This window comes from Pedobacter miscanthi, assembly GCF_032678605.1.
GTDB classification, from domain to species: domain Bacteria; phylum Bacteroidota; class Bacteroidia; order Sphingobacteriales; family Sphingobacteriaceae; genus Pedobacter; species Pedobacter miscanthi_A.
This window is the reverse complement of the sequence record NZ_JAVTSU010000028.1, coordinates 1-12,640: the sequence shown is the minus strand read 5'-3', so window position 1 is coordinate 12,640 and position 12,640 is coordinate 1. Positions and strand designations below refer to the sequence as shown.

The 12,640-nt window shown below is 42.7% G+C and carries 10 protein-coding genes; 2 read left to right on the top strand and 8 right to left on the bottom strand.

The features are described 5' to 3' along the window. Positions 1-29 precede the first annotated feature (29 nt). The 8 genes from R2R28_RS26825 to R2R28_RS26790 form a co-directional block, all read right to left on the bottom strand. Entirely contained in the window at positions 30-725 is a 696-nt protein-coding gene (locus tag R2R28_RS26825; protein WP_316828738.1) for a P-loop NTPase fold protein, read from the bottom strand. Between the two features lie 66 nt (positions 726-791). Beyond that, on the bottom strand, positions 792-2,606 hold the full coding sequence (locus tag R2R28_RS26820; RefSeq protein WP_316828737.1) for a hypothetical protein: 1,815 nt from the start codon (positions 2,604-2,606) through the stop codon (positions 792-794). A 49-nt stretch (positions 2,607-2,655) separates the two neighbouring features. Then, positions 2,656-3,861, bottom strand: coding sequence for a hypothetical protein (locus tag R2R28_RS26815; protein ID WP_316828736.1), 1,206 nt, complete (start codon positions 3,859-3,861; stop codon positions 2,656-2,658). After that, positions 3,858-5,819, bottom strand: coding sequence for an AAA family ATPase (locus R2R28_RS26810; protein ID WP_316828735.1), 1,962 nt, complete (start codon positions 5,817-5,819; stop codon positions 3,858-3,860). Before R2R28_RS26810 ends, R2R28_RS26815 begins: the two co-directional genes overlap by 4 nt. A 124-nt stretch (positions 5,820-5,943) precedes the next feature. Further along, positions 5,944-6,672 carry a Qat anti-phage system TatD family nuclease QatD gene (gene qatD, locus R2R28_RS26805; RefSeq protein ID WP_316828734.1) on the bottom strand — a complete coding sequence of 243 codons (729 nt, stop codon included), beginning with the start codon at positions 6,670-6,672 and terminating at the stop codon, positions 5,944-5,946. Continuing rightward, positions 6,672-7,991 (bottom strand): Qat anti-phage system QueC-like protein QatC, encoded by a 1,320-nt coding sequence (qatC, locus tag R2R28_RS26800; RefSeq protein WP_316828733.1) that lies wholly within the window; start codon positions 7,989-7,991, stop codon positions 6,672-6,674. The genes qatD and qatC overlap by 1 nt, the downstream gene beginning before the upstream one ends. Beyond that, entirely contained in the window at positions 7,981-8,793 is an 813-nt protein-coding gene (locus R2R28_RS26795; RefSeq protein ID WP_088301720.1) for a hypothetical protein, read from the bottom strand. Before R2R28_RS26795 ends, qatC begins: the two co-directional genes overlap by 11 nt. 4 nt (positions 8,794-8,797) lie before the next feature. Further along, positions 8,798-10,672, bottom strand: coding sequence for a P-loop NTPase fold protein (locus tag R2R28_RS26790; protein ID WP_316828732.1), 1,875 nt, complete (start codon positions 10,670-10,672; stop codon positions 8,798-8,800). Positions 10,673-11,872: 1,200 nt separating this feature from the next. Between R2R28_RS26790 and R2R28_RS26785 the strand changes: the two genes are divergently transcribed. Then, a complete protein-coding gene (locus R2R28_RS26785) occupies positions 11,873-12,178 on the top strand; it encodes a type II toxin-antitoxin system RelE/ParE family toxin (RefSeq protein ID WP_316828731.1) in 306 nt (101 codons plus the stop codon). A 57-nt stretch (positions 12,179-12,235) separates the two neighbouring features. Then, entirely contained in the window at positions 12,236-12,532 is a 297-nt protein-coding gene (locus R2R28_RS26780; RefSeq protein WP_316828730.1) for a HigA family addiction module antitoxin, read from the top strand. The last annotated feature ends 108 nt before the right edge of the window (positions 12,533-12,640 follow it).

Below are 12,640 nucleotides of genomic sequence, written 5' to 3'. Positions count from 1 at the left end.
TTAAAGTCCACTTGGATAATCTTTTCCAGTTACTTTTCCCCATCGACCCCGTACTCACGCTCCAATGCCTGTACGACCACTTGCTTATCATAGGCAACCATGAAAATCGTATTGGACAAGTTTAGGTTTACCTTTAGTATCCTAAAGAGTGTTGTAACCTCTTTAGGGGTCAGCCTATCTAGGTCATCGATCAAAATGTACAACCTGGTGCCACTCTCTTCCAACAGTTTATTAGCTTCCAGTCTGACCTCTTCAAGCGATACTGCCTCTACATTCTTTCGGTATTCCTCAGCAACATCGAGTACATTCTTAACTGTAGAATTAAAAATGCCGACAAATTTCACATAGTCCAGATAACCCAGATATTTTTTGAATTTATCATTCGCACCAAGAACCTTATCTTTCCAATTCAGTCCTGAAACCGTCTGCACAACCTTCTCTAAAAATCCCCGCTCGAGGTCATTCCCTGCGGTATGCCCCCAACTGTTAAAGCTGAGCACCTTGTAGTTATCTCCATTGTCTTTATGAAGCACATCCAAGTGGTTTTTGATATAATCCAACAGCGTAGACTTGCCGGAACCCCACTTTCCACTGATCCCTACCACCAGGCTCTCCTTTTGATTACCAAAAAAAGTAGATATACTTTTGACGATCTGAGCTGCAAATCGTTCCCTTCCTAATATATCTTCGCTCGCAGGTCTATCTGCGCTTATTATATGATCCATATCGTATTGTAAAATTATCTGACTTTTGCGCACTGGCTCAAGCATTGCTCAGTTAGTCGTTTAAAATCAAATCTCACGCTCAATTCGGTCGGTATCCGGATCGTATTGCAGGTAGGAAAAATCCAGGTTCAAAAAGGTTTTAAGGTGACAGATATAGCTTTCAACCTGCGGTGTTGCCTTCTGATCAGACACCAATACAAGTTTCTCTGCCTGCTGTTCAAGCGGAAACAAACTGTATTCCAATAGCTGTCCAATCCCCAGCCTGACTGAAGTTAACAGGTTATTATAGGTCTTGATCTCATAAAAAACATACCCGGTACCGGTCTTCCTGACCAAATCGATCCGACATCCGCCATACGCACTACATTCCCTTTTTGTTACATCCCCCGGATATAGCGCCTGTAAATGCTTTAGCAGTTTCTCTTGTATCCTGTTATGCCTGAACTCCATTTCCCGCTCTACAGTATAACTCTTCCGCTTGCCCTTTTTCTTTAGGTCGGCCTCAGTACTTCCAGAATCTTCAAAGGAAAATCCCTTCCTGGTTTTCTCCTCCAATTGCCCGATCAGACCTGCAATGGGCCCTCCCGCTGGAATTATTCCATCTATAACCCCTCCGGATGTTTCTAGCTCTAACAGTTCAAGTGGCAGACTGCCCAATTGTGCAGCTTTAAACCTGATATTGACAAAATAGCTGGCATCAATTGCTGGAGAAAGAAAATCTAAAACAAAATCATTCCCCAGGCCCTTTACCTCACTGCTCATTTCATCAAGCCAGCCAAGCCCCCTGTAGCGCTCAAGAACATCAACGGACTCATCACTGTCGATCACTTCAACATTCTTCAAGGTGGCAACATAATAGGTTTTAATGGAACCGGCATCAAGGGTAAACAGCGGGATATCAAAGATTCTTCCTTCATATTCCCCATATCCGTCGCTGATCACCTGCAGATAGCCATATTGGTAGCCATCGATCACCTTGTCCGAGTCAAATAGCCATTCATCATAGCCAAACCCATTATCCTTCATTGATGGTAAACTAATATCTTTTCCGCCCAGGCCGGAAGGAAAGACCCAACGGTTGGTATTCCAACTGATAAATGCCGGAATTGACTTTTTATCCAACCTCCGCCTCAACAGATCATAATCCCCGTCGAAACGGTTGATATAGGCTTTCGTTTCTGCAATCAGCCTATCCCAGTTGTAATTCGAAATATCCTCGAATTTAATCTCCGGCCAGTACCATTTCCCTTCGTTCTTGTATTCGTTCAGGATTGCGATTTTATCGTCCGGCATTTTTTTGGTCGTGTGATAATAACCATCCATTTTATAGGAAAGCGTGCGTTTGTCGCCATTGACCTCCACGTTGAAGAAAATATCCTCATCCCTGCCCTTGTACATCCTTGGCCAGAAATAGGGTTTGATATTGGCCGTGTTACCGGTCAGCCAGTGTCTATCGGCCCTGAATGTATACGCCACTGAAGTAACCTGCCTCCCCCAATAGTTGACCTTTGCAATCAGCGCATTCAACCGCTGGGGATATACCTGATGGGCTGGATTATCCTTCCGGTATGGTTTTCTGGCGATCGATGCATAATAATCCAGTTCATCCCTGGTAAAGAAATTGTAACCGCCCGGGTAATATTCCATTTGGTAGCCCATTGTCCCTACCATATAATTCCGGTAACCGTCATTCGATTCAAACTTTACGTCCGTTACGCCCAATACTTTAAAAGCTTCGTAAACCAGGTGCTTGAAGGGGTACTCTTTACCATCCACCACTACGTAATATTGGCTCCAGACACTGTCCTTTGGGATTCCATCCCGGTCAATTGCCTTTGCTGCCCCGCTTATCGCCTCTTGGGTAAGTATGCTTAATTTCATAATTCTTTTTTAAAAAGATGCTTTGATATCGCAACACTATTTTTCGCTATTACTTGCCGGGGCGGGCTGGCAGATCCTGAATAAATTTCAGCAGTTCAGTTTCCTTTAAAAGATCAGCCTGGAATTTGGCCATCGGTCTTTTGTGGAAATCCTTTTTCACCATGAAATTACCGACAAAATGCCGGTAAAGATCATCCTTGGTCGGGTAAAGATAATGGCCGTGCTCACTTTTTCCCTGCCAGTAAGCCTTGATCATCGATTTGGAATGACCGGTCGATTTCATCAACATTTCTGCCGCAATATCAGCATGCCCGGGATAAATATCTGCTATCCTGAAGAGCTTCTGCGTTGCGGTTGCACGCTCGCCCAGGCCTTTTTCCACTCCTTTTTTAAGGGTGAAAGATACCGGAACATCCGTGACACCCTTTGAAAGAAAGTCCCTGACACTTACTCCCGTCGTAAATTCAAAAACATCCTCGTATCCTTCCACATAGGGATGGCAATGTTCATCGATGTCCATTTCCTGCTCCCCTTTAAGTGTTGAATTGCAGACAGTACAACTTGGAACAAGATTAAAAAAACTGAGCGCGAGAAAGGGATATCTTGCTTTGGAGTAAAAATGATCGAATTCAGGCCGGATTACCTTTCTTGTGTCTATAGGATCATCTTTGCGGAGCACTGTGGGTATAGGCGGCTGAAAGACAGTAATAGTGTACATCCTGTTACAATAAGGGCAACAGCTCACGCCCAGTTTCCTGGCCAGCTGATAGCCATCCCACCTGTCTTCTGCTCCGCTTTTGCCTATAAACTTATCATAATCCCAGACATATTTTAGTCCGGCAATAAATGGTTGAAAAGATTTTAGGTAAGCTAGTTTCTTCTTGTTACCCAAATCGATATATAGCTTAAATCGTGGGTAAACAAGTGTAATGAGTCTCTTAACACTCTTCAGATCGCCACTCAAGGTTATCTTGAAAAGTTTATCCAATACATCCAATATGTATTGGATATCAGTATGCATAGCCATGTCCGCATAACTTACATTATTAAATTTCAGCGCTTTGGCGACTTTCTCTGAAAACCCGGTAAGCAGCACATCAAAAGCAGCTTCCAGATATGGACTCCTTAAAGCCAGCGCCCGTGCCCCTTCAAAATAAGATACCACCTGCTTGAATCTATCGTAAACCTTTACATTCAAACCATTATAATGCTCTTTTGCCAGCTCTTTTAATGGTAAAAAGGATAAGTCGATCATATTTCCGTATGGTTATTGTTCAAATAAATCTCATATTTTTCCTGTAGTCTGCTCCTGATCCATCCTTCTCCGATCTGGTCGATCACAACGGGGATCTGCTGCTCTGAGATCGGATCATTCACCTTTTCCCCTTCCAACTGATCGAGCAATTTGTAGATGACCTTTTTTGCCAGCAGGCCGATATGTGCACCCTCCAGAAAAAAATTATCCGAAAGCAGTTCATGTATGTTGGCGCCGAAACTCTTATTCAAGGTGGGTATCACAAAAGTCTTGTGCTCGGCTTCAGCACCAGTAACCGGTGACCGTTCATCCCGCCGCCCCTTTCTGATGGATAAAAGGTGATTGGAAGGCATGTCGCTAGCGATAAAAGGGGAATGACTGGTGATGATCAGCTGGATCAGCTTTCCAGGTAAGATCGTAGGCAAAAATCGGTCAATAAAATCAAGAAACTGCACCTGCCATTTCGGATGAAAATACAGATCACCCTCGTCGATAAGCACAAGTAATTTGTTCTGTTCCGCTTTGCTGATCCCCCGTGAATTGGAATCGACGAGCGCATAAAAACGTGAAAACAGGGTGAGCATGCCCAGTTCCCCCGAACTCAGGTCCCGGAAGGTAAAGTTCATGTACTCATCCATCCACACCGTATTGCAGTATTGATCATGTATATCCTTCAAATGCTGATCGGCAAGCGCGTAAAACCCCGTACCGAAAAACCCCTCCCGATAAACAGGTTCCATCAGCCCATCCAATACTTTGAATGCCTTCAAGTGATATGAAAGTGCAGAGTCACCGAGCCCACCTCCAGCCTTTTCATTCACAGCCAATTCAAGACCTGAAGCATAATCAATCAGGCCGTCTAATCCCGCACGCAGATCAGCTGATTTCATTAAATCCAACAACGTGTTAAAAACCTGCTCCTTATAATCATCCAACCCGATGTAAGTGCGCTGCATGATGTCAGAGGTCTGTAAGATGTGCGTGTAGATAAAATAGTTGAAGTAATGCCTGTAAAAAATTCTGCGAGGATCTTTTTCTGCCTTTATTTCCTGACTATCGAGTAATTCCAACCATCGCCTCAGTACTTTAAAAATCTGAGCGGCAGAAACAATGCCCTTGACCGATGTTGGATTGTCATCTATCCTGATCAGCCCCCTTCTTGGCGCATCACTGAAATATACCATAATCCGGTGATCCCTTCGTGTAAATGGTAATAGATCCTTATAAGAGAGAAAGAAGGAAATCCGTCGTGAATCCTCCATGATGGAATGTGCACCAACCTCTGAAAGCCTGTGCATCATAAAATCCCGGCCGTGGGTGCCATGGGGATCATTCACGATGGTCTGCAGGTCTTTCCTGATCAGATAATTTGTGCTGATGTTACTGATGGAATAGCTTTCCTCGTGTTCATTGTCAAAGACATTCGAATAATAGACCACATCCAAAGGCAGGTGAATTTCATCCCATGAAAATTCCTTGATTTCATGCAGGGATACCCTTGAACCATCGAAACTGTTCTCAATATCCTCTTCCACTAATCTCCACTGCTCACTGGCATACACGATAAACTCCGACTCATGTCCAACCCGTTTGCGTAAAAAAATAAGAATGTCCCAGCAGTTGTTCTGCCCGTATTCCATAAAATTGGGATGCCCACTAGCATAGAAGGCCAGGTAATTCAGCAATGTACTCTTTCCTGCACCATTTTCCCCAAGGATAGCTTTTACGTCAATGATGTTTCGGTGAAACAAATCTTCGATCCTGTCTGTGATGGGCGAAATGGAAAGAAGTGGCCGGTCAATTATCTTATCTGATTCAATCTTCGCAGTGAAATCGATATTTACTACCGAGCTTAGGTTGAACGACTGTTGCCGGATGTCCCTGTACTGGTGAACGTAAGCAAAAACCAAGCCTATTGCATCATCAGTATATCTTGTTGATGGTGAGCGTATAATCATTAATTTATTTTTTGAAGTGACAATTGACCTTTATATAATCAGTTTTTAGTGATGTTTTTTAAACTTAGATTGTCTTGGCTATAATATTCACCAGTTACATACTCATTGTTGTGCTATTGTTCATTTAGCCAAGAATAGACAATAGTCTACGAAAATTCCCCTTAATGCCTCTAGATATCTCTTCTACCGGCATACCCCATATTCCGGACAAGAACTGCTCTACAATCTCAATATCCCACGGCCCTCCTTCATTCCCATTGACAGGAATAAAGGGTCCGTCAGATTCTGTAAGTAAAGCAGACCGCGGAATTTTTGATATGATTTTACGTCCGCTTTCTGAATTCGTCATCGCCACATTAACCGAAAAAAAATATCCGGCATTTACAATCTGTTCTATCAGCGATGTAGGTCCTGAATACCAATGAAATATTGCAGACTCGATATTGTTAGCTTTTAGCCTGTCAAGTACCTCCTTTTCTGCCCTACGCGAATGTATACTCAGGATTTTCTTTTTTCCAGATACCGCCATCAATATCTGCTCAAAGCTCTCCAGTTGCAAGTCTTTCGAGGCATAGCCCTGACGTGAGAAATCAAGCCCGATTTCCCCGATGTAGGAGGTACGGTCAAGGTTACGAAAGAAAAGATCCATCTCCCTATTATGATGTTCAGCATAGAGGGGATGCATTCCGAGCGATAGCCGGATCTTTTTAAAAGGCTGCACGTGAGGATACCCCAGTTCAAAGTGACTGGGCAAACTGCTCATCGCAATCACCGTGATACCTTCACCCTCACATCGTTTCAGTACCGCATTTGGATCGGCATACATATCAATATGGCAGTGTGTATCAATCATTAAATTCCAGCTCTGGTTTTCGCATCGGGACTTCCGATCTGCGAAAATAAAGCTTTTAATTCAGATCTTGTGCGCACGACCAACGCTACATAGGGCCCAAGTTTCAAAATGTCAGATACTCCGTTGATGATCAGCTCCTGTTTAATTTCTTTCGGGCTTAAGTCATGTTTGAGAAAGGCAAGGCAGGCTGCAATATCCTGACCTTTCTTTACGTAGAAGTTAAGGTCACTGATCCGGTCTCCATAGTCTGCATCCTTATCGGCACTTATCTGTATCAGGGCAGCCCTTCTGTAGATACAGGGCATGCATGTGCCACAATGTTTGGCATCAGGGTTCCACTTCCTCATATCGTGCCGGCGTTTTCCGCAAGAATTTGACTTTAAAAGCGTATTGATTTCCGGGTTATACGGAGCAAGCGAGCTAACCATTTCTCCTTTCGTGCTGAACTCAAAAGGATTACTAAGCTGGGTCTGAATCCCTAACCCCTGAAAGAGTACATTCACACCGTCGATCACCTTTGGGTGCGTCGTGCGGGTGCTACAGGCACTTCGCCTTGAAGGGCTCAAAGGATAGTTCAAAGAAACGCTCCCATTTTCCGGAACTATCAGGCTCTTGCCCAATGCATCTGAAACCATACCCCCCAAGCCAATAAACAGGATAGACCGGGACCTGAACGTAGTTTCCCGTTTTTTGTTCTGTTTTTCAAGCTCCACCTTGACAGATGGCACCGGTAAAAGCCTTCCTGCATATTTGCTGTTCAAATCATCAAGCAGCTCCTTCTGATCCCCCTTTGGCCCCTTCATCTGGGGATCATAGTGGGACACGACTACGAGTTTATGTCCAGCATTTTCCTCCAAATATTTTATCGCACCGATAAGAGAATCAAGTCCTCCCGAAAACAGATTAACCTGCCCCAGCCCATCATTAAACCTATCCTCGAGATCAGCGGCAGGCAGGGTAATCTCACCTTGTTGAAAATCGACTTCCCAATAGTCTCCGGTTAAAAATGACAGCAGTGAAGATAACTCCACTTTGAATGGTTTCCATAACGCCGGATCCCGGACAGGAAAAACCACGTTTAGTTCGCGAGACCAACCATCCACAGAGTTGGCCCTGCGCAGCACAAAGCGGTCAATACCATAAACTGCCGCAGAAATCATAAAGAAATCAACGGCCTGTTTGGAGGCCTTGCCTGCAAAAGGCAGCAGATCCGAGAAATTGCATTTTACAGTTGAACTGCCATAATCGCCACCGTCTAAATTTATTTTCAACTGGCCGGCATCATAAGCTGCCGCTCCTACAAGTATATTAATTTTCATGTGCAATTATTTTTAGAATTGATTCAAATGTCTGCTCAATAAATGTTTTCCCTTCCTCGCCACGCCAGTCAACAGCACTCAATTTTTTATCTTGTCCAAGTAACTTCACCTGCCCCAGGATATCGTCTTTAATCACCTGAAAGGTTTCAAAACTTACCTGCTCGCCTTTCAGTTGGGTAATTTTCTCCTGAAAACGCTGGGCTAGATGTTCATAAATATAATAGCCCCAGAAAACACAAAGCAGATCTGTCAACCCTTCTCCGGCCGCTGCCTGCTTGATATAATCTTCGAAGGCCTTAAGGTCATTTCCAGTCTGAGCGATGATATGCTCCGTTACCTCAGCAAAAGCCTTGTTGGCAGCGGTTTCATCCATCCCCGCATCACCCGATGAGCAGTAAATCAGTAGGAAATCTATCACAGACTCCACGCTCATTCCAGCGATCTCGATTTCCAGCTCTGTTAGTACCTGCTCAAGGCCCCGCTCCGCTACATCAGTAAAAACAGAAAGAAATTTTCCCGCCGTCCTTAAGCCCGCTTTTCCAATGGAAGTAGACCTACCCTTACTGATATCCGCGGAACCTCCTCCGGTCTTGACCAGGTTCTTCAATGCCCCTCGCAGGTTATTATCCCTTCTATCGATCAAACGCCGCTGGGCTTCCCCGTCGTCCTGTACATTATCGGCATCTTCATCTTCTCGCTGATCTTCCTCCACTGCATTTGCCACCCTGGTAATTGCATTATTTAACGCACCCCAGTTCGGTTGATGCGGAACGCCTGGAATAATTCTTTGTGTGGTTCCCATATAGCTATTTTTGGTTTAATGCATTGTATATGCTTGTACCTTTTTTAAAGGCCTTTATTACATTTTTTATTTCAGGATTCTTTCGCTCTGCTATTTGAAATTCACTTCTCAAACTAAAAGGAATTACGTTTTGGTCAATCCTGGGCAGGATAGCTTTATAGACCTGATCCGCCTGCGGTACCGAGACTGCCATCATTTCAATAAAAACCTTATGGATCTTGCTGTTTTCAGGATGTTTGATCAGCGCTTTTTCCAATAATTGCAATACAATTTCGGTTTCGGCCCCATTCAGGCGGTCTTTGACCTCATCTTTAACCAATTTCTCCACCACACTACCAGCAGGATATTCCAAAAGCGATTTGACGAGGTTTCTGAGGTGAACGGGAACTAAGGACGCCCCACTAAGCGATGATTCCAGCTTATCCCGTGAAATCCAGTAGTAGTCCCGAAGATCCACCCCCGTCAGTCTTGGGCTCACAGCGAGCCATCTAATGATACTTTCTTCGCTCCAATCTTTAAAACGGGTCTTGATCGTCTCCAGATCCTTTTCATCCGCAAGTTCTTCTAAATCCACGATCTCAGAAGGTTCCCCGTTCTTCCCTGCCTGCCACTCGTAAAGTTGCCTAAAGAGTGGAGGTGCAGCATACTCGAGAACCATCAGTTTAGCCAATACATCCTGTTTAAAATCACCAAGTTTGGCAATCTTCACCAACCGGTTCCGTAGCGTATAGGTATTGAGAAACCTCTTAATCTGCCTTGGATTGCCATTAAGACCTTCAGTTATAATGGGTGCGAGGGAAGCAATCAACGATAGGTTTGCCTGCAATTTCTCCTTTTCTTCATCGGTAACCATGGCCTCGATATCTGCAAACCCAAATACACTGTAGCGGTTCTGTTCCCTGTGCTTAGCAAAACTGGTATGCACATTTTCAAAGCTAACATCCAGGTACAGTTTGCAAAAAAGCAATGTCATGTAAGTCTCGACTTCACTATCTGAAAGCCTTGGCAGGTTGTAAGGGATCTGGATCAGCTTCTCCAGATAGTCATTTACGATCCGCTTATTCTGGGTGGCCTTGTCGCCTGCATTTTCAATCGCATTTGTTTTGTAACGGTGTTCTATCGCATGCCTTACAATCCTTGGGTCAGCTCCTATCACAAAGGCCGTATTCTTGACGTTAAGGAAAAGCTTGATCGCCTCCAGGTTCTCTATGATCCTTTCGGGACTGCATCGGTCCAGATCATCAATGATAACAACCAGTTTTTTGATACCGGATTTATCAATCATATCCTCGAATTCATCCCTGAATTCCCTCACCAGTTTACTTTCCTCTTCCGGTGATTCCTTAATAATTCCTTTAATAAAATCTTCAGCACCATCACCTGATAGCTTTGCAGCCAGTTCGGTTCCATTTATACCGGCAAGTTTTGAAACCAGGTGTGGAATCAGCGATGTACCGCCGGAGAGAAGGGCCGCTGCTCCCGGTACGATGACGTTCTTGAAGCCCAGGCTTGCCACCCTCATCCAGTCTACTGAGCGCAAAAGACCTCTGGCCTTATCCTTAATTTTGTTACCCAGGGTCTTGTGTTTTTCAAAACGTTCAATGATGGTCTGCAATAATGCAGCCTTTGCATCATCATAACCTTCGAATATCCAGCCATTAAAGTACAGCACCAGGGTTTCATCCAAAAGGTCATCTTCGTCCTTCCCGGAAAGGGACTCGGAAATAATTTTGAGTATGCTGGACTTCCCGCTACCCCAATCACCAAAAACACCTATTGTCACCGGAAGTACGCTATCATCCTTAATTACATCGATCAAAAGATCTGCATGCACCTTGAACCCTAATAAATCCTCTGAAGTTTCATTATCTGACCACATAATGGTTATGTTAAATTTAAGCTGTTGTTATTTTTCTTTTGTGACCTATCCTTCCAGTATCTTTGGAATGCAATATCCCTGTTGTTCGCCCCTAAATTGATCCACAGGTGATGGACCGCATAGTTTCAATCTTGATAGGATGAATAATACAAAGGGAGTTGTCTTGGAAAGGACCATTGTTGAGTTCGTTAATTAAATAGTTTGTGAATATATCGGTATCCAAACGGCCGTTCTTACGGTTTCCCGTATACCATGAAATCTATATTATAGATACTCTAGGTCTTAGCACATCCTAAAGTATCAAAAAAGACAACCAATATTCACAATTACACGCTGACAGCCATAAATTACTCATTAATGAGTAGCAGCAGCAGATTTACCCTCATGGGCCTTCCGATTATTCTCCTGAAATTCTCCAGGGCTCATGCCCCTTGCGCTTTTGAAATAGGTTGAAAAATAACTCAGCTTGGAAAAGCCCGGTTTATAGGCCACATCCTTCAATGCATCTAGGATTTCACCAGCAATAATTCCACCCCCATCATCATCCTGTCCATGACCACCCCGAACACGCCTTTCCCAAAGGTCATTTTGATCAGACCATTCAGGTTGCTTGAGCGCATGCCTAGCTTCTTGGAATAAAACATTATTTATTGTGATCCTAATAATTTTTACAAAAAAATATAATGCTCTTGATTGATAAATAGTTATTTATTACTAAAAAAAGAAACATTCATAAATGTTATTTCCTTATTATGAACTATTGCCAAACAACAATATTGGCATATAATTTTTCATTATTTGCTTTATTAACATTGTTTATTATCAATTTATCACATTTTGTTTAGGCACTTTTTTATGGCTTGATAATAAAATTTAGTCATAAAATAACTTCTTTATGTGCTTAATTGCACTTAGACACGCAGCTTTTTTTTAGATATTTGTCACAATTTGTTTCGAACACTACAGTTTAAATGAAATCGTCTTTTCATAATTTATAACTGCCTTGCCTATCACGCTTTAATAGCCACCAACTTAAAGGCCTAAAATGTCATATAATTATCACAATTTGATAATTATCATATTTTGATAATTATCATTTTTGGATAATAGTTATTAATGCTATATTTGTAATCAAAATCACTCAAAAACAAATTGCAGAATATGGAAACAGCGACCGAAATTCAACTAAACACTTAAAAAATGAAAGTAATCATTCAGGACGAGCATCTAGGTGTGCTTGCAGAGAATAAGCCCGTAGGCAAACCAAAGTTTCCTACTGAAGTAGTAAAATCTTTTAAAAGGAAATTAACTATTTTAAAGGCGGCCCCTAATTCAAATGCACTAAGAGCAATGGGCTCTCTACACTTTGAAAAATTAGAGGAAAAGAGATATGAAGGTAAGTATTCCATACGTTTAAATATTGCATATAGAATGATATGCCAACTAGACAAGGAAGACAACCTTGAGGTGTTAATTATTGAAGAAATTAATAACCACTATAAATAGATACTACTAAATCCCCCCGAAGTTCGCTCCCTTCGGGGGAATTATAAAACTCAATATATGAACAATCAGGTCTTTAATTCTAAAGGTGCTGAAATCGAAATCACGGCGATTCATCCGGGAGAAATTCTGCTTGACGAGATCGAAGCACGTGAAATTATTAAAAAGGAATTTGCCGAACAAATAGGTATTTTCCCAAATAATTTAAGTCTTATTTTTGCAGGTAAAAGAGATATATCTGCAGCGCTTGCCATAAAAATTGGTAAAGCCCTAGGCACTGGAGGCGAGATGTGGCATAATATGCAATCCGCTTACGATTTCCAGCAAGCCGTTATCCACGAAATGGAAACCGTGTAATTTATTTAAAAACTTTTAGGATGGGCAGCAAACACTGCCCTTTTTTATAGTCTTTAAACTGTAAAACCCAAATTGAATATCTATTATTTATCAATGATTTTGGTGAAT

Bases quoted from the DNA above. Each gene is read 5' to 3' on its own strand.
- qatC (WP_316828733.1), bottom strand. From the start codon at position 7,991: ATGAAAATTAATATACTTGTAGGAGCGGCAGCTTATGATGCCGGCCAG.
- R2R28_RS26795 (WP_088301720.1), bottom strand. From the start codon at position 8,793: ATGGGAACCACACAAAGAATTATTCCAGGCGTTCCGCATCAACCGAAC.
- R2R28_RS26790 (WP_316828732.1), bottom strand. From the start codon at position 10,672: ATGTGGTCAGATAATGAAACTTCAGAGGATTTATTAGGGTTCAAGGTG.
- R2R28_RS26815 (WP_316828736.1), bottom strand. From the start codon at position 3,861: ATGATCGACTTATCCTTTTTACCATTAAAAGAGCTGGCAAAAGAGCAT.
- R2R28_RS26825 (WP_316828738.1), bottom strand. From the start codon at position 725: ATGGATCATATAATAAGCGCAGATAGACCTGCGAGCGAAGATATATTA.
- R2R28_RS26785 (WP_316828731.1), top strand. From the start codon at position 11,873: ATGAAAGTAATCATTCAGGACGAGCATCTAGGTGTGCTTGCAGAGAAT.
- R2R28_RS26780 (WP_316828730.1), top strand. From the start codon at position 12,236: ATGAACAATCAGGTCTTTAATTCTAAAGGTGCTGAAATCGAAATCACG.
- R2R28_RS26820 (WP_316828737.1), bottom strand. From the start codon at position 2,606: ATGAAATTAAGCATACTTACCCAAGAGGCGATAAGCGGGGCAGCAAAG.
- R2R28_RS26810 (WP_316828735.1), bottom strand. From the start codon at position 5,819: ATGATTATACGCTCACCATCAACAAGATATACTGATGATGCAATAGGC.
- qatD (WP_316828734.1), bottom strand. From the start codon at position 6,672: ATGATTGATACACACTGCCATATTGATATGTATGCCGATCCAAATGCG.